Origin of the sequence: Enterobacter sp. Bisph1 (assembly GCF_000814905.1) — a bacterium.
Taxonomy (GTDB): domain Bacteria; phylum Pseudomonadota; class Gammaproteobacteria; order Enterobacterales; family Enterobacteriaceae; genus Kosakonia.
The window spans coordinates 47,501-67,167 of the sequence record NZ_JXAG01000033.1; the positions used below are offsets into that span (position 1 = coordinate 47,501).

General features: G+C 56.4%; 17 protein-coding genes and 1 pseudogene. 13 read left to right on the forward strand and 5 right to left on the reverse strand.

Going from position 1 to position 19,667, the window contains the following annotated elements:
* Positions 1-71: 71 nt before the first annotated feature.
* From RW65_RS07780 to RW65_RS07790, 3 genes are all read left to right on the forward strand, one after another.
* Positions 72-1,571 carry a PTS transporter subunit EIIC gene (locus RW65_RS07780; RefSeq protein WP_039056144.1) on the forward strand — a complete coding sequence of 500 codons (1,500 nt, stop codon included), beginning with the start codon at positions 72-74 and terminating at the stop codon, positions 1,569-1,571.
* Positions 1,572-1,640: 69 nt separating this feature from the next.
* Positions 1,641-2,657 carry a Mal regulon transcriptional regulator MalI gene (gene malI, locus RW65_RS07785; protein WP_039056145.1) on the forward strand — a complete coding sequence of 339 codons (1,017 nt, stop codon included), beginning with the start codon at positions 1,641-1,643 and terminating at the stop codon, positions 2,655-2,657.
* A 169-nt stretch (positions 2,658-2,826) separates the two neighbouring features.
* The gene (locus RW65_RS07790; RefSeq protein WP_039056146.1) at positions 2,827-3,351 is read left to right on the forward strand and encodes a metal-dependent hydrolase; all 525 of its coding nucleotides are present in this window, start codon (positions 2,827-2,829) and stop codon (positions 3,349-3,351) included.
* Positions 3,352-3,411: 60 nt separating this feature from the next.
* On the opposite strand, the gene cysS is transcribed toward RW65_RS07790, so the two are convergent.
* Positions 3,412-4,812, reverse strand: a complete 1,401-nt coding sequence (gene cysS, locus RW65_RS07795) for a cysteine--tRNA ligase (protein ID WP_039056147.1) — start codon at positions 4,810-4,812, stop codon at positions 3,412-3,414.
* Between the two features lie 173 nt (positions 4,813-4,985).
* On the opposite strand from cysS, the gene ppiB reads away from it, so the two are divergent.
* The 4 genes from ppiB to purK all read left to right on the forward strand — a co-directional run bounded on the left by ppiB (position 4,986) and on the right by purK (position 7,908).
* Positions 4,986-5,480 carry a peptidylprolyl isomerase B gene (gene ppiB, locus RW65_RS07800; RefSeq protein WP_039056148.1) on the forward strand — a complete coding sequence of 165 codons (495 nt, stop codon included), beginning with the start codon at positions 4,986-4,988 and terminating at the stop codon, positions 5,478-5,480.
* A gap of 3 nt (positions 5,481-5,483) precedes the next feature.
* Positions 5,484-6,206, forward strand: a complete 723-nt coding sequence (gene lpxH / locus RW65_RS07805; RefSeq protein ID WP_039056149.1) for a UDP-2,3-diacylglucosamine diphosphatase — start codon at positions 5,484-5,486, stop codon at positions 6,204-6,206.
* Positions 6,207-6,334: 128 nt separating this feature from the next.
* A complete protein-coding gene (gene purE / locus RW65_RS07810) occupies positions 6,335-6,844 on the forward strand; it encodes a 5-(carboxyamino)imidazole ribonucleotide mutase (protein WP_039056150.1) in 510 nt (169 codons plus the stop codon).
* A complete protein-coding gene (gene purK / locus RW65_RS07815; protein ID WP_039056151.1) occupies positions 6,841-7,908 on the forward strand; it encodes a 5-(carboxyamino)imidazole ribonucleotide synthase in 1,068 nt (355 codons plus the stop codon). The genes purE and purK overlap by 4 nt, the downstream gene beginning before the upstream one ends.
* A 284-nt stretch (positions 7,909-8,192) precedes the next feature.
* Here purK and RW65_RS07820 read toward each other — a convergent pair whose 3' ends face one another.
* The 3 genes from RW65_RS07820 to ybbA form a co-directional block, all read right to left on the reverse strand.
* Positions 8,193-9,344, reverse strand: a complete 1,152-nt coding sequence (locus tag RW65_RS07820) for a porin (protein ID WP_039056152.1) — start codon at positions 9,342-9,344, stop codon at positions 8,193-8,195.
* A gap of 198 nt (positions 9,345-9,542) precedes the next feature.
* Positions 9,543-11,957, reverse strand: a complete 2,415-nt coding sequence (ybbP, locus tag RW65_RS07825) for a putative ABC transporter permease subunit YbbP (RefSeq protein ID WP_039056153.1) — start codon at positions 11,955-11,957, stop codon at positions 9,543-9,545.
* Positions 11,954-12,640, reverse strand: a complete 687-nt coding sequence (ybbA, locus tag RW65_RS07830) for a putative ABC transporter ATP-binding protein YbbA (protein ID WP_039056154.1) — start codon at positions 12,638-12,640, stop codon at positions 11,954-11,956. Before ybbA ends, ybbP begins: the two co-directional genes overlap by 4 nt.
* On the opposite strand from ybbA, the gene tesA reads away from it, so the two are divergent.
* From tesA to RW65_RS07855, 5 genes and pseudogenes are all read left to right on the forward strand, one after another.
* Positions 12,611-13,234, forward strand: coding sequence for a multifunctional acyl-CoA thioesterase I/protease I/lysophospholipase L1 (tesA, locus tag RW65_RS07835; RefSeq protein WP_039056278.1), 624 nt, complete (start codon positions 12,611-12,613; stop codon positions 13,232-13,234). The two genes, ybbA and tesA, sit on opposite strands and share 30 nt — an antisense overlap.
* Positions 13,224-14,031: pseudogene (locus RW65_RS07840) on the forward strand (SDR family oxidoreductase); the annotation flags it as partial. The gene tesA and the pseudogene RW65_RS07840, both read left to right, overlap by 11 nt.
* A 59-nt stretch (positions 14,032-14,090) precedes the next feature.
* Complete coding sequence (locus tag RW65_RS07845) at positions 14,091-14,945, forward strand: co-chaperone YbbN (protein WP_039056156.1); 855 nt, start codon at positions 14,091-14,093, stop codon at positions 14,943-14,945.
* 85 nt (positions 14,946-15,030) lie between these two features.
* Entirely contained in the window at positions 15,031-15,945 is a 915-nt protein-coding gene (locus tag RW65_RS07850) for an SPFH domain-containing protein (RefSeq protein ID WP_039056157.1), read from the forward strand.
* Positions 15,942-16,403, forward strand: a complete 462-nt coding sequence (locus RW65_RS07855; protein WP_039056158.1) for an NfeD family protein — start codon at positions 15,942-15,944, stop codon at positions 16,401-16,403. Before RW65_RS07850 ends, RW65_RS07855 begins: the two co-directional genes overlap by 4 nt.
* 84 nt (positions 16,404-16,487) lie before the next feature.
* Here the strand turns inward: RW65_RS07855 and cueR are convergent, their stop codons facing one another.
* Positions 16,488-16,895 carry a Cu(I)-responsive transcriptional regulator gene (cueR, locus tag RW65_RS07860; protein WP_039056159.1) on the reverse strand — a complete coding sequence of 136 codons (408 nt, stop codon included), beginning with the start codon at positions 16,893-16,895 and terminating at the stop codon, positions 16,488-16,490.
* Positions 16,896-17,112: 217 nt separating this feature from the next.
* Here cueR and copA point away from each other — a divergent pair, with 217 nt between their 5' ends.
* On the forward strand, positions 17,113-19,611 hold the full coding sequence (gene copA, locus RW65_RS07865) for a copper-exporting P-type ATPase CopA (RefSeq protein ID WP_039056160.1): 2,499 nt from the start codon (positions 17,113-17,115) through the stop codon (positions 19,609-19,611).
* Positions 19,612-19,667 lie beyond the last annotated feature (56 nt).

The following is a 19,667-nucleotide window of genomic DNA, read 5'->3' on the forward strand; positions in this document are numbered from 1 at the left end:
TAGAACGTTCTACTAAAACGTTCTACTCACAATAACAGCGCCAAAAGAGCGCAATTTCGGGGGAAGTCAGCATGTGTCTGATATCAGGGTTTGTTAAATCATTGTCGAAGCTTTCGATGATTGGCCGCGCGTTAATGCTGCCCATCTCGTTGCTGCCGGCCGCAGGTTTATTACTCGCGTTCGGTGATAAATTCCATTTACCGCTGATGATGAACGCGGGCGGCGTTATTTTTGATAACCTGCCGATGCTGTTTGCGATTGGTTCGGCGGTGGGTCTCGCATCAGAATCAGGGATTGCGGCGCTCTCGGCGGCCGTCTCGGTGTTCGTCACCAATATTACTATCGGCACGATGTTAAGTATTACGCCGGAAATGGCCTCACAGGGCGGAAAATACGCCATGGTGGTCGGCATCCCGACCCTGCAAATGGGCGTGTTTGGCGGTCTGATTTGCGGCATTCTGGCCGCCTGGTGTTACAACCGCTTCCACACCATGCAGCTGCCGGAGTTTCTCGGCTTCTTCTCCGGGAAACGCTTTGTCGCCATCGCCACCGCTTTCTTGTCATTTATACTCGGCCTGCTGCTGCCGTTTATCTGGCAACATATCCAGGCGGGCATTGATGCGCTCTCTCTGATCGTCAACGGCGACAATCAGGCGCTCTCGACATTTATTTTCGGCCTGGTTGAACGCGCGCTGATCCCGCTCGGCCTGCACCATATCTGGTATCCGTCATTCTGGTACTCGTTTGGGGATTACACCACTCAGGCAGGCCAGGTGATTCACGGCGACCAGACTATTTGGTTCAAAATGCTGGAAGAAGGGACGAAATCCTTTAGCAGCGACACTTATCAGAATGCCGGTAAGTTTATGCAGGGTGAGTTCCCGCTGATGCTGTTCGCGCTGCCTGCGGCCTGCCTGGCGATGTACCATGAGGCGCACAGCCGAAATAAGAAAATTGCCTTTGGCATCCTCTTCTCCGCAGCCCTGACCTGCTTTTTGACGGGCATTACCGAGCCGGTTGAATTCACCTTTATTTTCGTCGCGCCGATCCTCTACGTCTTTAATGCCATTATGGCCGGTCTGGCCTATATGACGATGTATCTGCTGCACGCGCATATCGCTAAATCCTTCTCCGCCGGGTTTATCGATTACTTGTCGTTCGGCATTCTGCCTTCGTTCAATGGCTATCAAACCAACTTCCTTAATGCGATTATCGTCGGTATCCCGATGGCGCTGATTTACTACTTCACCTTCCGTTTTGTGATTCGTCGTTTCGACGTCAAAACGCCGGGGCGTACCGAAGTGACCGCCGTGGCAGACGATAAAACCGATAGCGAGCTGGCGACGGAAATTATCGCCATGCTGGGCGGTGCGCAGAATATCGACTCCGTCGGTGCCTGCATCACCCGCTTGCGTCTGGAAGTGGCAAAAAGTGAAATGGTGGACAAAGATGGGCTTAACGGCCTCGGTGCTCGCGGCGTAGTGTTTGTTGGCGATAGCGGCATTCAGGTTATTTTCGGTGCGAGGGCGCAATTTATCGCCCAGACCATGTCCACAATGATCGGCAAATAATAAGATACCGCCCTGGCGCGTCCTGCTCGCGCCAGGCAGGCGGAACAGCGGAAAACTCAGGGAGAAGGTTTGAAGAAAGTCAGCATCATTGATGTCGCGAAACAGGCGGGCGTTTCCGTTTCCACCGTCTCGTTGGTGCTTCGTCAGAAAGGGAAAATTTCCGAAGCGACCATTGGCAAAGTCAACGCGGCTATCGATGCCCTTGGCTATGTGCACAATGTGGCCGCCGCCAATCTGCGCGCCAATACGTCGAATCTGATTGGCTTAATCCTGCGCGATTTTAGCGACAGCTTCTCGATTAAAGTGATGGCCAGCGTCGTACAGGAGCTGGAAAAACATGGCTATATGGTGTTTCTCGGCCAGCCGCTGAACGATAGCGATCATCTTGAGCGCTGCCTGCTTTCATTTAAACAGCAGGGCGTTGCCGGAGTGATTTATCTCGCCTCCGACACGCGGACTTCCGCCCTGCCCGCGCAAATCCGCAACTGCCCGCTGCCGCTGGTGGCCGTATCGCAATCCCTGCTTAATGAAGAGTGCAATCTGGTGATGCGCGATAATCGCCAGGCCGCCATCCTGGCAACGCGCTATTTGATCGAACGTGGTCACCGCAATATTGCCTATATTGGCGGTATCGAAGGGGATTTGATTCGCCAGCAGCGGTTAGCGGGTTTTCGCACCACCATGACCCAGCACGGGCTGGTATTGCGCGAAGAAGCCACGCCGTCCTGCAGTGATGATACCCGCGCCGCCGGGTATGCCGTGCGCCAGCTGCTGGAAAAAAACAGTACCCTCACCGCCCTGCTCTGCCACTCACCGGACGCCTTGATTGGCTCGATTGCCGGGATCCATCAAACCGGGCATACGGTCGGCAAAGATGTCTTTTTGTCCCAGCAGGTGGCGCTGGTTGGCTTTGAAGATATGCTGCACGTTAATCTCACCTCACCTTCCCTGACCTATGTTTCATCCGCCAGCGAGGAGACAGGACGCCAGGCGGCAGCTTTAATGATCCGTAAGCTGAAAGAACCTGATTTACAAACTCAGCGCATCACCCTTTCCGGGCAGCTTATCGTCCGTGAATCAGCCTAGTGCTAAGCGGCTGTTGTTGAAATATAAACGACAGGCGGCAACCTTCACTGGCATCAACAGTGAAAGTGAAATGTTCATACTTTCGCGACGATAACAAATACCGAAAATCGTAGGCTTTCCCTGCGGGTGACTTTCGCTATAATTTCTTTTTTGTTCAGAGACCTGCGTTATGCCAACCATTGTTACCCATGCCGCCGTCCCCCTTTGCCTGGGTTTGGGGCTGGGCAGTAAAGTTATTCCACGCGGTTTATTGCTGGCGGGGATTGGGCTTGCCATGCTGCCCGACGCCGATGTGCTGGCGTTTAAATTCGGCGTCGCCTACGGCAATGCGTTCGGCCATCGCGGGTTTACCCATTCGCTGCTGTTCGCCTTTGTGTTGCCGCTGATCGTTGCCTGGTTTGGCCGCAGACGATTCAACGCCAGCCTGGCGCGCTGCTGGGCTTTTCTCACCGTCTCGCTGCTGTCGCACAGCCTGCTCGATTCCGTCACCACCGGCGGGAAAGGCGTTGGCTGGCTGTGGCCGTGGTCGGAGGAACGTTTCTTTGCGCCGTGGCAGGTCATTAAGGTCGCGCCGTTTGCCCTGTCACGCTATACCACGCCTTACGGGCATCAGGTGATTCTCTCGGAGCTGTTATGGGTGTGGCTGCCGGGGATGATTGTGATGTTGCTGCTGTGGAAAATGCGGCGGGGATAAACGCTCCCCGCGCTTTTAGCGAGCTGAAATGACAAAAAAGCGGCCGAAGCCGCTTTTTTATTACTTACGCCGCCAGGTCGTGCCCTGCGGCCCATCTTCCAGCACGATCCCCATCTCGTTAAGACGATCGCGCGCGGCATCGGCCGCCGCCCAGTCTTTCGCTTTGCGCGCGTCCAGACGCTGCTGAATCAACTGTTCAATTTCAGCCACTTCGCTGTCATCTGCCTGCGCACCGCTTTGCAGGAACTGATCCGCGTCCTGTTCCAGTAGACCTAACACGCCCGCCAGTTCACGCAGGGTTTTCGCCGCTGCATTCGCGCCAGCGGCATTGCCGCTGTTCTTCAGCGTGTTCACCTCGCGGGCGAGATCGAACAGCACGGAATAGGCTTCCGGGGTATTGAAATCGTCATCCATCGCCTCGCAAAAACGCTTCACATACAGTTCGCCCTGCTCGAAATGGCCCCCTTGCGCGCTGTTACTGTCGGTACCGCGCAGGGCGTTGTATAGACGCTCCAGCGCCGAGCGCGCCTGCTTCAAGTTGTCTTCGCTGTAGTTCAGTTGGCTACGATAGTGACCGGACATCAGGAAGTAGCGAACGGTTTCGGCGTCGTAATATTTCAGCACGTCGCGCACGGTAAAGAAGTTGCCAAGGGATTTGGACATCTTCTCGCGATCGACCATCACCATGCCGGAGTGCATCCAGTAATTAACGTACTCGCCGTCATGGGCGCAGGTCGACTGGGCAATTTCGTTTTCGTGGTGCGGGAACATCAGATCCGAACCGCCGCCGTGAATGTCGAAATGCGAGCCCAGCTGTTTGCAGTTCATCGCCGAACATTCTATATGCCAGCCTGGACGCCCTTCGCCCCACGGCGACGGCCAGCTCGGCTCGCCGGGCTTGGACATTTTCCACAGCACGAAATCCATTGGGTTGCGCTTCACTTCCGCCACTTCAACCCGTGCGCCCGCCTGCAGCTGATCCAGATCCTGGCGTGACAGCTGTCCGTAGGTCGGATCCGTTGGCACCGAGAACATCACATCGCCGTTATCGGCCACGTAAGCATGCTCGCGCTCAAGCAGGCGCTGGGTAATCTCAATGATTTCTGAAATATGGTGCGTGGCGCGCGGTTCGCTGTCTGGGCGCAGGATATTGAGGGCGTCAAAATCCTTATGCATCTCAACGATCATCCGATCGACCAGTTCAACAAAGCCTTCGCCATTTTCATTAGCGCGCTTGATGATTTTGTCGTCAATATCGGTAATGTTGCGGACATATTTCAGCGTATAGCCGAGAAATCGTAAATAACGCGCGACCACGTCAAAGGCAACAAATGTACGGCCATGACCGATATGACAGAGATCGTAAACGGTAATACCACACACGTACATGCCGACTTCCCCGGCATGAATAGGTTTAAATTCCTCTTTTTGGCGCGTCAGAGTATTAAATATTTTTAACATCGAAGATTCCATGTGGACGTGTGTGGGACGAAAAGGGCATATATTACCTATAATTCAAACCCGAAGCAGCTCACTTTGCAAGGTGATCCGGCCTTACGGTTATGCTATAACAGGCGACTATCTCTGACCCACTAGCGGGTCTACGCACTACACTATCAGAACAGGATGCAATAATGGTTACTTTCCACACTAATCACGGCGACATCGTAATCAAAACCTTTGATGACAAAGCGCCTGAAACAGTTAAAAACTTCCTGGACTACTGTCGTGAAGGTTTCTACAACAACACGATTTTCCACCGTGTAATTAATGGCTTTATGATTCAGGGCGGCGGTTTCGAACCGGGCATGAACCAGAAAGTCACTAAAGAGCCTATCAAAAACGAAGCCAACAACGGTCTGAAAAACACCCGCGGCACGCTGGCGATGGCGCGTACTCAGGCACCGCACTCCGCAACCGCGCAGTTCTTTATTAACGTTGCGGACAACGACTTCCTGAACTTCAGCGGCGAAAGCATGCAGGGCTGGGGTTACTGCGTGTTTGCCGAAGTGGTTGAAGGTATGGACGTGGTTGATAAGATCAAAGGCGTTTCCACCGGCCGCAGCGGCATGCATCAGGATGTGCCGAAAGAAGACGTTATCATTGAAAGCGTGGACGTCAGCGAGTAATTCGTGGCGACACTCTTTATCGCAGATCTGCACCTGCAAACAGAAGAACCGGCGATCACCGCCGGTTTTCTGCGTTTTTTAGCAGGTACAGCGCGAGAAGCCGACGCGCTCTATATTTTGGGCGATCTGTTTGAAGCCTGGATAGGCGATGACGATCCCAATCCGCTGCACCAGCAAATCGCGCAAGCGATTAAAGCCCTGGTCGATAGCGGCGTACCCTGCTACTTCATCCACGGTAACCGGGACTTTCTACTCGGTAAACGCTTCGCCCGTCTTAGCGGTATGCAGTTATTACCGCAGGAGCAGGTGCTCAATCTGTATGGCCGTAAGGTGCTGATTATGCACGGTGATACGCTGTGTACCGATGATGTGGGTTACCAGGCCTTTCGCGCGAAAGTGCATCAGCCCTGGCTGCAACGCCTGTTCCTCGCCCTGCCGCTATTTATTCGCCGGCGCATCGCCATGCAAATGCGCGCAGGCAGTAAAGCCGCCAACAGCAGTAAATCCATTGCCATTATGGATGTGAATCAGCACGCCGTGGTCAACGCGATGGAAACGCACCAGGTACAGTGGCTGATCCATGGGCATACTCATCGCCCAAAGGTCCATCAGTTGATAGCAAATAATGCTGCCGCGTTTCGCGCCGTATTAGGTGCGTGGCACAGCGAAGGCTCGATGGTGCGCGTCACCGAGAGTGACGTTGAACTGATTACTTTCCCCTTCTGACTTCCCTGCCGTTGCGCCGTCGAAGGCACGAAACATCGGCACGCAACCGTTTTCCTTGCCGCTTTTCCATGCTATTCTCTGTGCCCTCTTACGTAGTCTGAAGCACACCCACAGGAGTTTTGAGACGTATGTCTTTAAGCAACCAACCGGCGCGCATCGCCATTGTGATGGGCTCGAAAAGCGACTGGGCAACCATGCAGTTCGCCGCTGAAATCCTCGATACCCTGCACGTTTCGCACCATGTTGAAATCGTCTCCGCACACCGCACCCCGGATAAACTGTTCAGCTTCGCCGAAAGCGCCGAGCAAAACGGTTATCAGGTGATTATTGCCGGTGCCGGCGGCGCGGCGCATTTGCCGGGCATGATCGCGGCGAAAACTCTGGTGCCGGTGCTGGGTGTGCCGGTACAAAGCGCTGCCCTAAGCGGCGTCGACAGCCTCTATTCTATCGTGCAGATGCCGCGCGGTATCCCGGTGGGAACCCTGGCAATTGGCAAAGCTGGTGCGGCGAACGCAGCCCTGTTAGCGGCGCAGATTCTGGCGCAGCACGACGCGGCGCTGCATCAACGCCTGGTGGACTGGCGGCAAACGCAGACCGACGACGTGCTGGATAACCCGGATCCGAGAGGCGCGGCATGAAACAGGTGTGTGTACTGGGCAACGGCCAGCTTGGCCGGATGCTGCGCCAGGCCGGAGAACCGCTGAGCATTGCGGTATGGCCCGTTGGGCTGGACGACGCACCGGAAGCGGTGCCGTTTCAGCAGAGTGTGATCACCGCAGAAATCGAGCGCTGGCCGGAAACGGCGTTAACCCGCGAACTGGCGCGTCATCCGGCATTTGTTAATCGCGATGTCTTTCCGGTGATTGCCGATCGCCTGACGCAAAAACAGCTTTTCGACACCCTGCAACTCGCCACCGCGCCGTGGCAGTTGCTGGCCGATAAAAGCGAATGGCCGGAGGTATTTTCCCGTCTCGGTGAGCTGGCGATTGTTAAACGTCGGGTGGGCGGTTATGACGGGCGCGGGCAGTGGCGTTTACAGGCGAACGAAACGGATCAATTGCCGGACGACTGCTACGGCGAGTGCATTGTTGAGCAGGGCATTCATTTTTCTGGCGAAGTGTCGCTGGTTGGCGCACGGGCACGCGATGGCAGCACGGTTTTCTATCCGCTGACCCACAACCTGCATCAGGATGGCATCTTACGCACCAGCGTCGTTTTCCCCCAGGCTAACGCCGCACAGCAGCAGCAGGCGGAAAGCATGCTGTCTGCCATTATGCATAAGCTGGACTACGTCGGCGTGATGGCGATGGAGTGTTTTGTCACCCCTGGCGGCTTGCTGATTAACGAACTGGCGCCGCGCGTACACAACAGCGGCCACTGGACGCAAAACGGCGCATCCATTAGCCAGTTTGAACTGCATCTACGCGCGGTGGTAGATCTGCCCCTGCCTCGTCCGGTAGTCAATAGCCCGTCGGTGATGATCAATCTGATTGGTAGCGATCTTAATTACGACTGGCTGAAGCTGCCGCTGGTGCATCTGCACTGGTATGACAAAGAGGTACGCGCGGGGCGTAAAGTGGGTCATCTGAATTTGAATGATGATGATACCGCACGTCTGAGCGCCACGCTGGAAGCGCTGGTTCCGCTGTTGCCGCCGGAGTACGCCAGCGGTATCGCCTGGGCCCAGTCGAAACTGCTGTAACCCTTCTTTATGCCCGCAGGCGCTTGCGCTTCGCGGGCTTTACACCTCTTCCCGCGTAACGGATTTCCACACCACAGCGGCTTCGGTAGGGTGAAGCTAAATACATCAGCCATAACTTTATGAATTCAAACGCTGAACATTTACGCAGTAAACGGTGGGAGAGCGTTGAAGAAACGGGAGGGTAAAGCATAACAAGAAGCTCTGCCCGCAGCGGGGCCTGAACTCTCGTTATGCTTTTCTAGCTTTTCACTGCCGGATTTTCAAACCCGGCAGCGGCGCACGACTTAGAAGTCGTAACGCAGGCGCACGATATTCATGTCGCCCTGAGTGTCGCCGGTGTCGGAAGTGAATACGTGTTCGTAATCAACACGGAAACCGTAATCCATCTGCACGGTTACACCCACGCCGTTATCGATGCGCTGATAGTTACGGCCAGTTTTGTACTGCAGACGGTCACCCATCACGTACGGCTGAACATATTTGAGCGCGTACTGACCGACCGGGATTTTGTAACCGGCAAAGTATTCAATACCCCACGCATCACCTGCGAAGTAGTTGTTGTAGACTTTTTTACCGGTGGTCAGGAAGTTTTCATACCAGCCGCCGCCGAAGGAGAAGGTCCAGTTATCCGGTGTCCAGCTCAAAGCCGTACCGTAGATATTCTGGCTGGAGCTTTCGTTGTCACCGGTAATTGCATTACGCATGTCCGCCTTGGTGTAGTTCCAGGCGGTGCCCCATGACAGGTCTTTCGCGATATGGTAGTCCACGCCCAGTGAACCGCCGCCTTTACGTTTGTAACGCAGGTTGCTATCGCGGAACAGCACTTCGTTATCTTCGAACAGATAGGAGGCGTAAATATCCGCATCACCGAAGGTGTTTTTATATTTCAGCATTTTGCGTGAGCGGTAAGAACCATCGTAGTCACCGCTAATGCCGTTGCCCGGGGCCTGGGCTTTCATATCGTAATCCCAGATATCCGTTTTCGCGCCCACCACATCGTAATAAACGCTGTTTTGCTGACCGAAGGTCATGGTACCCCAGGTTTTGCTCTTCAGACCGGTATAGAGCATACGGCGGCTGGTATTGTGAGCGCCAGCGGCGTAGTGGCTATCCCAGCCCAGCAGCGCCGGAACGTTGACGCCCAGTTCGTAATAGTTAACCCAGCTAATATCATCGAACAGGTAGTAATCGGTAGCGAAACGGAAACGGGTGCCGCCATCGTAACCGTTACGTTTGTAAGACGTTTTATCACCATCGCCCATTCGGTCATCGAACTGAGGACGAATTGAACCACCAACGGTGAAGTTCAGGCGGCTTAACGGATTGCCTGCCTGAGGATCTTGCTTAAGTACTGTGATTTCCGCCTGTGCTGCGAAAGACATCAATGCTACTGCTGCTCCGATAGCTGTCGCCAGAGCGGTTGTTCTTATTTTCATGTTTTTTCCTTGATGGAGAGACACCACTAGTTAATTACTAGCGGCGGAATATTAACGTCTAAAAGCCTTTGACTGGTGGGGTTTTTTTGTTGTTTTGTGCTGGTAAACAATTACTTGGGGAACTTTTACACTTTGCAACAAACGCACACCGATAGCATTATCGGTGTGCGTTTCGTTGAGCAAGTATTGAGGAAGGGATCAATTATGGAATTGACGAAATAGTGCTTTTCCTTTAAGCAAACGACTGCCAAGCCAGCCGCCGCACACAGAAAGTAGCAGCGCGCCGCTTAATGGTAGCGTGATCCACACGCGCCAGTCAGGTTCCCACGGGAAGTCAAACACCCTGGTTTGTAGCACCGCCAGCGCGGTTTCCGCGCCCATCGCCGCCACCAGCCCGGATACACATCCCAGCAGCGCAAATTCACACCATAGGGTGGTGCGCAGCAGCCGTTTCCCCGCGCCTAACGTGCGGTAAACCACCAGCTCCTGATGGCGCTGGCGCATACCGACCTGCACCTGCGCCAGCAATAACAACACGCCGCAGGCGGTGACCAATACCACCATCACTTCCAGTGCCCGGCTAACCTGCTCCAGCACCTTGCCGACCTGTTGCAAAATCGCGCCAATATCCAGCAGGCTGATAGTCGGAAACTCGCGGTTCAGCTGCGTCAACAGCGCGTTGCCGTTCTGCCAGCGAAAACTCGTCAACCAGCTTTGCGGCTGGTCATCCAGCGCACCGGCGGGGAAAATAAAGAAGAAGTTGGGTCGCAGACTTTCCCAGTCTACTTTGCGCATACTGCTAATTTTGGCGCTGAACTGTTGGGTATCGCCCATAAAAGTCACCGCATCGCCTAACTTCAGCCCTAAACGCTGCGCCAGCCCCTCTTCTATTGAGACTTCCCCGGCCTTTGGCGGCCAGCTTCCGGCGGTGAGTGGGTTATGATCCGGGCGCTGCTGCTGCCAGGTCAGATTCAACTCACGGTTTAGCGCCTCATCGGGATTGCCCTCGGTTGGTTGCCCATTAATCTCCGTCAGCCTGGCGCGCACGATCGGGTAGAAGGCCTCTGGCTTAACAGCATGCTGCGCCAGAAAGGCTTTTACCGGCGTCACCTGTTCCGGCGCGATATTAAGCAGGAAGTAGTTCGGGCTTTCCGGCGGCATTTGCTGCTGCCATCTGTCGAGCAGATCGCCGCGCATCACCAGCAGCATCGCCAGCAGCATAAAGGAGAGCGAAAACGCCGATAGCTGGCTCAGGGTCGACCACGGCTGGCGCAGCAGCCTGTTAACCGCCAGCCGCAGCGGCAGGGTTTTCAACGTCAGGCGTTTGAGCACCTTAAGCAGCAGCCAGCCCACCACGCCGCACAGCAGCGCCAGCACCACCGCGCCCGCCAGCACCGCCCACAGCAGCATACTGCCGCCCATTAACCAGCCGAGTAACAGCACGGCAACGGCGCTAATCACCGGCAGGTAGAATTTTAGCGGCCAGACATTAGCCACCGCATCGCGGCGCAGCACCCGTAACGGTTGTGTCGCCAGCAATAAACGATAGGGACGCATGCCCACCAGCAGTGAAATCACCACCATTGCCCCAACGGCCCACAGCCACGGCCATAAACTGGCCGGCGGCAACGCGGTCGGCAATACCGGCTTGAGCAACACCATTAACAGACTTTCAAACGTCAGCCCCAGCGCACCGCCGGTCACCACCGACAGTGCTAATACCATCAGCCACTGTCCGACGATAAGCTTGCGTAACTGCGCTCGCCCGGCGCCCAATGTTTTGAGGATCGCCACCAGATCGTAACGGCTGCGACAGTAGTGACCCATCGCGACCGCGACGGCAGCGATCGCCAGCAATAGCGTTAACAGCGCGGATAACAACAAAAACTGCTGTGAACGCTGCAGGGATTTGCCCAGCGCCCCTTCATCTTGTTCCAGGCCATACCAGCGTTGTTCGGGCTTCAACTGCGGCAGCAGCCATTGTTCATAGCCCGCCAGTTGCGCGGGCGTACCGGCAAATTTCACCCGCCAGCTGGCGCGACTGGCAGGTTGTACCGCACCGGTTTTTGCCACATCGGCGGTGTTCATTAATAGCCTTGGGGCCATCTGGAAAAGATTAAAGCCGGAATCAGGCTCCTGGATAATTTCCCCGGCAACCTGCAGAGTGGTATCGCCGACATCAATAGCGTCGCCAATTTTTATATTGAGCAGCGCCATCAGCCGTGATGCCAGCAGCACCGTACCCGGCTGCGGCTTCAGCCCGGCAGGATCCGTTTGCAGCTCGCCATAGAGCGGATAGAGATCGTCAACGGCTTTCACACTCGCCAGCTGCGGCGTCTCGCCGGCGTAGGCCATGGTGTTGAAACTCACCTGTTCACTGACTTTCAACCCCCGTTTGTGGGCCTCTTCGAGCCATGCCGCGGGCACCTCACGCGAACTGCGCAACGCCCTGTCGCCCGCCAGAAAATCCCGGCTCTGCTGGCTCAGCCCTTTCTCCATGCGATCGCTGATATTGCCAAGCGCCAGCACGCAGGCCACCGCGAGGCTAAGGGCCATCCAGACAATCAGCAGCGACGGCGAGCGCCATTCGCGCCAGAACCAGCGGGCTATCATGCATCCTCCCGCAGTTCACCATTCACTAATCTAAGCCGCCGATCGCAGCGCGCGGCAAGCTGTGCATCGTGGGTGACCAGCAGCAGCGTGGTGCCATAGTGCTGATTCATCGAAAAGAGCAGATCGGCGATGCGGTCGCCGGTTTGCCTGTCCAGGTTGCCGGTCGGTTCATCGGCAAATAACACTGCCGGGCGGCCATTAAAGGCGCGCGCCAGCGCTACGCGCTGCTGTTCACCGCCGGAAAGCTGGGCAGGCAGGTGATCCAGACGTTTCCCCAGCCCCAACTCTTCCAGCAACGCTTTTGCACTGCTGCGGCTTTCGCCGCTGTTCTCACCGCGCAACAGCGCCGGCAGCTCAACGTTCTCAAGAGCGTTAAGGGTTGGGATCAGCATAAAAGATTGAAAGACAAAGCCGACATTTTGCGCACGCAGCTGGGCGCGCGCCTCTTCATCCATCGTATGCAGAGGCTTACCCAGCAGATGCACTTCGCCGCTGCTGCCATCATCCAGGCCAGCGAGGATCGCCAGCAACGTGGACTTACCGGATCCCGATTCACCAATCAGGGCGATGGTTTCAGCTGGTTTGACAACCAGCTCAACTCCGGTAAGGATGGAAAGCTCATGCTCACCCTGACCGACGGACTTCTTAAGACGATGAACTTCAACAATGTTTTCCGCTGGCATTTGTCCTTCCTGTTGTTGTTTTTGTTAACTTTTCGCGCCGCGGCGGCGGACACGTTATTAATTCTGGGCGACAGTCTGAGCGCTGGCTACCGTATGGCGGCAAATGCCGCGTGGCCTGCGCTACTTAATGATAAGTGGCAGCAAAAACCGACGGTAATCAACGCCAGCATCAGCGGCGATACCTCGCAGCAGGGGCTGGCGCGACTGCCCGCGCTGCTTAAAGAGCATCAGCCACGCTGGGTGCTGGTGGAGCTGGGCGGTAACGATGGGCTGCGGGGCTTTGCGCCGCAGCAGACAGAACAAACTCTACGCCAGGTGGTGCAGGCGGTGAAAGCCGCCAACGCGCAGCCGCTGTTAATGCAAATTCGGCTGCCCGCCAACTACGGTCGCCGCTATAATGCAGCCTTTAGCGCCATTTATCCTAAGCTTGCCAGTGAGTTGGATATCCCTCTGCTGCCATTTTTTATGGAAGAGGTCTATCTGAAACCGCAATGGATGCAGGATGATGGCATCCATCCCAATCGCGATGCGCAGCCGTTTATAGCGGACTGGATGGCAACGCGACTGGCCCCTTTAGTTAAACACGACTCCTGATTGTTCAGGCTCGCTCCTCAGGTAAAGTTATGCAAAAAACGGTCTTAATAACAGGATGTTCCAGCGGTATCGGTCTGGAAAGCGCGCGCGAACTTAAACGGCTGGGTTTTCGCGTGCTGGCGGCGTGTCGCAAACCGGACGACGTCGCCCGTATGGAGAGCGAAGGCTTTACCGGTATTTTGCTCGATCTGGATGACGCGCAAAGCGTGACGCGCGCCGCCGCCGAGATCATTGCCCTGACCAACAATCGCCTGTACGGCCTCTTTAACAACGCGGGATACGGTGTTTACGGCCCGCTTGAAACCATCAGCCGCACGCAGCTGGAGCAGCAATTTTCCAGTAATTTTTTCGGCACCCATCAGCTCACCATGCTTTTACTCCCGGCGATGCTGCCTCATGACGAGGGGCGCATTGTGATGACATCTTCGGTAATGGGTCTGATCTCCACGCCGGGGCGCGGCGCGTATGCCGCCAGCAAGTATGCGCTGGAAGCCTGGTCCGATGCTTTACGTATGGAGCTGCGCCATACCGGCATTAAAGTGAGCCTGATTGAGCCTGGCCCGATCCGTACGCGCTTTACCGATAACGTAAACCAGACGAGCGATAAGCCGGTGGAAAACCCCGGTATCGCCGCACGTTTTACGCTGGGGCCGGAAGCGGTCGTGGCGAAAGTGCGCCATGCTTTTGAGAGCGCCAGACCAAAAACGCGCTACCCGGTAACGCTGGTCACCTGGGCTGTCAGCCTGTTAAAGCGCCTGCTGCCGACGCGCATAATGGATAAAATTTTGCACGGGTGAGTTGAAGCCTTCGCGCCCCTCCCCCATGTATGACCAAACAGCAAAAAAGAGAACTCAGTATGTCTGCACAGAATATCGTCAATGTTAGCGAAATGAACCTGCCACAGGTGCTTGAGCAATCCGTTGCCACGCCGGTGCTGTTCTATTTCTGGTCTGAACGTAGCCAGCACTGCCAGCAACTGACGCCGGTGCTGGAGAGCCTCGCCGCCCAGTACAACGGGCAATTTATTCTGGCGAAAGTGGATTGCGACGCGGAGCAAGTGGTCGCCTCGCAGTTTGGCCTGCGCGCGATTCCCACCGTCTATCTGTTCCAGAACGGCCAGCCGGTCGATGGTTTCCAGGGGCCGCAGCCGGAAGAAGCGATCCGCGCATTGCTGGATAAAGTGCTGCCGCGCGAAGAGGAGTTGAAAGCGCAACAGGCTATGGAACTGATACAGGAAGGCAAGCATATCGATGCGTTGCCGCTGCTGAAAGAGGCCAGCCAGCTCGCGCCGCAAAACAGCGAAATCACCCTGCTGCTGGCGGAAACGCTGATTGAACTGAACCGCGCCGATGAAGCCGAAGCGGTGCTGAAAACGGTTCCTCTGCAGGATCAGGACACACGTTACCAGGGGTTGGTCGCGCAGATTGAACTGCTGAAAAAAGCCGCGGATACCCCGGAGATTCAGCAGCTGCAACAGCAGGTGGCAGAGAATCCCCAGGACGCGATGCTGGCAACGCAGCTGGCCCTGCAGCTGCATCAGGTAGGTCGCAATGAAGAAGCGCTGGAGCTGCTGTTTAGCCATCTGCGCAAAGATCTGAGCGCCGCCGACGGTGAAGCGCGCAAGATGCTGCAAGAGATCCTTGCCGCCCTCGGGACCGGCGACGCCCTCGCATCGAAATACCGCCGCCAGCTTTACTCCCTTCTCTATTAAGGTTTCCTACTGATTTTGGCGATCGGGCTGTTTTGATCGTCAAATGGGGCTAAGATGGCATCAAATTAAACAGGAGGTTTTTTTGATGCCAATCGTCATTCTCGTTCTTATCTTCGTCGCGCTGGTGGTGGTTATCTCCGGCGTGAAAATTGTCCCGCAAGGCTTCCAGTGGACCGTGGAACGCTTTGGCCGCTTTACGCGCACCCTACAGCCGGGGTTAAGCCTGGTGGTGCCGTTTATGGATCGCATTGGTCGCAAGATCAATATGATGGAACAGGTGCTTGATATCCCCTCACAGGAAGTTATCTCCAAAGATAACGCCAACGTCACCATTGATGCGGTGTGCTTTATTCAAGTTATCGACGCGCCGCGCGCCGCCTATGAGGTGAGCAACCTGGAGCTGGCGATCATTAATCTGACGATGACTAACATCCGTACCGTGCTCGGCTCGATGGAGCTGGACGAAATGCTCTCCCAGCGCGACAGCATCAACACGCGACTGCTGCATATTGTCGATGAAGCCACCAATCCGTGGGGAATTAAAGTTACCCGTATTGAAATCCGCGATGTGCGCCCGCCGGCCGAGTTGATTGCCTCGATGAACGCGCAGATGAAAGCTGAACGTACCAAACGCGCCTATATCCTTGAAGCCGAAGGGATTCGCCAGGCGGAGATCCTTAAAGCCGAAGGGGAGAAACAGTCGCAGATCCTTAAAGCGGAAGGCGAACGTCAATCTGCTTTCCTGCAGGCGGAAGCGCGTGAACGTTCGGCAGAAGCGGAAGCCCGCGCGACGCAAATGGTATCTGAAGCGATTGCCGCCGGGGACATTCAGGCGGTGAACTACTTTGTGGCGCAGAAATATACCGACGCGCTGCAGCAAATCGGCTCCTCGAGTAACAGCAAAGTGGTGATGATGCCCCTCGATGCCAGTAGCCTGATGGGTTCCATCGCCGGGATCGCCGAACTGGTCAAAGATAGCGCCGGCGAGCGTAAAAAATGATTGCCGCCCTGCTGCTCGAACATACGCATCTTGCCTGGCTGGTGCTTGGCGGGCTGTTGCTGGCCGCAGAAATGCTCGGCGGCAATGGCTATTTGCTGTGGAGCGGTATCGCGGCGGTGCTGACTGGATTGCTGGCGTGGCTTATTCCCTTCGGCTGGGAGTGGCAGGGCGTGCTGTTTGCCGTGCTGACCATGCTGGCCGCCTGGCTGTGGTGGCAATGGCTGTCGCGGCGGGTAAAAGCGCAAAAGCCTGCCGATGCGACGCTGAATCTGCGTGGCCAGCAGCTAACCGGGCGTCGTTTCCAGCTGGAAAACGCGCTGGTCAACGGCCGTGGGCATATGCGCGTCGGTGACAGTTCGTGGCCGGTGAGCGCCGATGAGGATCTTGCCGCCGGTACGCGCGTGGAGGTGATCGCCGTAGAAGGCATCACGTTACGCATTAAAGCCGTGCAGGATTAACAGATAGCAGGGAGTGTACGCACTCCCTGTCATTCTTGAACGCTAGCAAACGGCGTTGTGCATGCCAATCCGCAGCCGTTTTTCTCAGCCCTTCCCGTGATGGCAACAGCCAGAAAGGTTATCAATAATCGGGCAATCAGCCCCGTCATCGCCCGGACAGGCTTCCGCCAGCGCCAGCAGCTGCAACCGCATATCTTGCAGCTCGCTGATATGGCGTTCGATCTCAGCCACTTTTTGTAAGGTACGCGCTTTCACATCGGCGCTGTGGCGGGACGGGTTATTAAACAGATTCACCAGCTCGCCGCACTCTTCCAGATTAAATCCCACCTGGCGTGCCTGGCGCAGCAGCGTCAGTTCAAACAGATGCTGTTGGTTGTAACTGCGGTAGCCGTTGTCGCTGCGCAGCGGCGGCGTCACCAGCCCTTTCTCTTCATAGAAGCGAATTGCTTTGCTGGTTAAACCGGTTCTTTTTGCCACATCGCTGATATTCATCTTTCCCCCTTACTGCCGCAGCCTGAGACTTTCAATAGTAAACATCACGCCGTGTTAGAACAAATATCTGCCGCTGATAACGGCACTTAATTCCCTGTTCAACATTCAAATTATGCCCCCGGTGCTATTTAAAGGATAAAGCCTTGACCTTTACCTTGCTGGAAGGTTTAAGCTTCTACACAGTCATTGTTAAAGCTTCACCCATAAGGAGATTGATATGTCTCATACCATAGAGCTGAACCTGGATGGCCTCTCCTGCGGCCATTGCGTTAAACGCGTGAAAGAGAGCCTGGAAAAACGCCCCGATGTTGAACAGGCGGAGGTTACTATTGAACGTGCGGAAGTCACCGGCAGCGCCAGCGCTGACGCGCTGATCGAAACTATAAAAGAAGCCGGATACGGTGCGAGCTTAAGCCACCCAAAGGCTAAACCGCTGGCAGAGTCATCACTCCCGTCGGAAGCACTGACAGCGGCCGCAACCGAGCTTCCGGCAGCTCACGAAATTGATGACAGCCAACAGCTGTTGATCAACGGCATGAGCTGCGCCAGCTGTGTCTCCCGGGTGCAAAAAGCCTTACAGGCGGTGCCGGGGGTTACGCAGGCACGGGTCAACCTGGCGGAACGCACTGCGCTGGTTATGGGCAGCGCGCCCGCCGCTGAATTAGTCAGCGCCGTAGAGAACGCCGGTTACGGTGCTGAAGCGATCGAAGATGATATTAAACGCCGCGAGCGCCAGCAGGAAACCGCCCTCGCCACCATGAAGCGCTTCCGCTGGCAGGCGATTGTCGCCCTGCTGGTGGGCATTCCGATTATGGTGTGGGGCATGCTGGGCGATAACATGATGGTCACCGACGCCAACCGCTCGCTATGGCTGGTTATCGGTCTTGTTACTTTGGCGGTAATGGTATTTGCCGGCGGGCATTTCTATACCAGCGCATGGAAAAGTCTGCGCAACGGCACCGCCACGATGGATACGCTGGTGGCCCTCGGTACCGGCGCGGCCTGGCTCTACTCGATGAGCGTCAACGTTTGGCCCCACTGGTTCCCAATGGAAGCTCGCCATCTCTATTATGAAGCCAGCGCGATGATCATTGGCTTGATTAACCTCGGTCATATGCTGGAGGCCCGCGCACGCCAGCGCTCGTCGAAAGCCCTTGAGCGTCTGCTCGATTTAACCCCGCCAACCGCGCGCGTGGTCAGCGAAGAGGGTGAAAAAAACCTGCCGCTGGCGGAAGTCCAGCCGGGAATGACGTTGCGCCTGACCACCGGCGATCGCGTACCGGTCGATGGCGAAATCCGCCAGGGTGAAGCCTGGTTCGATGAAGCGATGCTGACGGGCGAACCGGTGCCGCAGAAAAAAAGCAGCGGTGACACGGTGCATGCCGGAACGGTGGTGCAGGACGGTAGCGTGCTGTTTACCGCCAGCGCCGTTGGTAGCCACACCACCCTTTCACGCATTATTCGCATGGTGCGCCAGGCCCAAAGCAGTAAACCGGAAATCGGCCAGCTCGCCGACCGCATTTCGGCGGTGTTTGTACCGGTAGTCGTCGCTATCGCGCTTGTGAGCGGCGCGGTCTGGTATTTCTTCGGCCCGGCACCGCAAATCGTCTATACGCTGGTTATTGCTACTACGGTGCTGATTATCGCCTGCCCTTGCGCCCTCGGTCTGGCGACGCCGATGTCGATTATTTCCGGGGTCGGTCGCGCCGCCGAGTTTGGCGTGCTGGTGCGTGATGCCGATGCGCTGCAGCGCGCCAGCACGCTCGACACTATCGTATTTGATAAAACCGGCACCCTGACGCGGGGGAAACCAGAAGTGGTCAGTGTTAAAACCCTGGAGGTCGATGAGGCTGCGGCATTGCGTCTGGCGGCGGCGCTTGAGCAGGGTTCCAGCCATCCGCTGGCACGCGCGATTATTGAAAAAGCCGCCGTCGATACGCTGCCGGTAGTTGATCAGTTCCGCACCCTGCGCGGGCTGGGCGTAAGCGGCAACGTTGAGGGCCGCAACGTGCTGCTTGGTAATCAGGCGCTGTTGGCTGAGCACAACGTCGATACCCGCGCCTTCGACACGGAAATAACCGCCCAGGCCAGCCTCGGCGCCACGCCGGTTCTACTGGCGGTTGACGGTATAGCGGCGGCGCTGTTTGCCATTCGCGATCCGCTGCGTGAAGACAGCATCGAAGCCCTGCAGCGACTGCATCGTGACGGCTATCGGCTGGTAATGCTGACCGGGGATAACCCCACCACCGCGAATGCTATTGCCAAAGAAGCCGGTATTGATGAGGTCATCGCCGGAGTGCTGCCGGACGGTAAAGCCGAGGCGATTAAAAACCTGCAGCAGCAGGGCCGCCAGGTGGCGATGGTCGGCGATGGCATTAACGATGCCCCGGCGCTGGCGCAGGCAGACGTCGGTATCGCCATGGGCGGTGGCAGCGATGTGGCGATTGAAACCGCCGCCATTACGCTTATGCGCCACAGCCTGCTGGGGGTTGCCGATGCGCTGGCGATTGCCAAAGCGACGTTGCGCAATATGAAACAGAACCTGCTCGGCGCGTTTGTCTATAACTCACTGGGCATCCCGATTGCCGCCGGTATTCTGTGGCCGCTAACCGGCACGCTGCTAAGCCCGGTGGTTGCGGGCGCGGCCATGGCGCTGTCGTCAATTACCGTCGTCAGTAACGCCAACCGCCTGCTGCGCTTTAAACCTCGTCAGTAACCGCCTGCCCCGCCGCTTCTTCGGCGGGGTTTGCACCTTCCAGCCGCGCGCGCTAG

Coding starts and splice junctions, on each gene's coding strand:
- RW65_RS07780 (WP_039056144.1), top strand. CDS start 72: ATGTGTCTGATATCAGGGTTTGTTAAATCATTGTCGAAGCTTTCGATG.
- RW65_RS07790 (WP_039056146.1), top strand. CDS start 2,827: ATGCCAACCATTGTTACCCATGCCGCCGTCCCCCTTTGCCTGGGTTTG.
- cysS (WP_039056147.1), bottom strand. CDS start 4,812: ATGTTAAAAATATTTAATACTCTGACGCGCCAAAAAGAGGAATTTAAA.
- ppiB (WP_039056148.1), top strand. CDS start 4,986: ATGGTTACTTTCCACACTAATCACGGCGACATCGTAATCAAAACCTTT.
- purE (WP_039056150.1), top strand. CDS start 6,335: ATGTCTTTAAGCAACCAACCGGCGCGCATCGCCATTGTGATGGGCTCG.
- purK (WP_039056151.1), top strand. CDS start 6,841: ATGAAACAGGTGTGTGTACTGGGCAACGGCCAGCTTGGCCGGATGCTG.
- RW65_RS07820 (WP_039056152.1), bottom strand. CDS start 9,344: ATGAAAATAAGAACAACCGCTCTGGCGACAGCTATCGGAGCAGCAGTA.
- ybbP (WP_039056153.1), bottom strand. CDS start 11,957: ATGATAGCCCGCTGGTTCTGGCGCGAATGGCGCTCGCCGTCGCTGCTG.
- tesA (WP_039056278.1), top strand. CDS start 12,611: ATGAACTTCAACAATGTTTTCCGCTGGCATTTGTCCTTCCTGTTGTTG.
- ybbA (WP_039056154.1), bottom strand. CDS start 12,640: ATGCCAGCGGAAAACATTGTTGAAGTTCATCGTCTTAAGAAGTCCGTC.
- RW65_RS07845 (WP_039056156.1), top strand. CDS start 14,091: ATGTCTGCACAGAATATCGTCAATGTTAGCGAAATGAACCTGCCACAG.
- RW65_RS07850 (WP_039056157.1), top strand. CDS start 15,031: ATGCCAATCGTCATTCTCGTTCTTATCTTCGTCGCGCTGGTGGTGGTT.
- RW65_RS07855 (WP_039056158.1), top strand. CDS start 15,942: ATGATTGCCGCCCTGCTGCTCGAACATACGCATCTTGCCTGGCTGGTG.
- cueR (WP_039056159.1), bottom strand. CDS start 16,895: ATGAATATCAGCGATGTGGCAAAAAGAACCGGTTTAACCAGCAAAGCA.
- copA (WP_039056160.1), top strand. CDS start 17,113: ATGTCTCATACCATAGAGCTGAACCTGGATGGCCTCTCCTGCGGCCAT.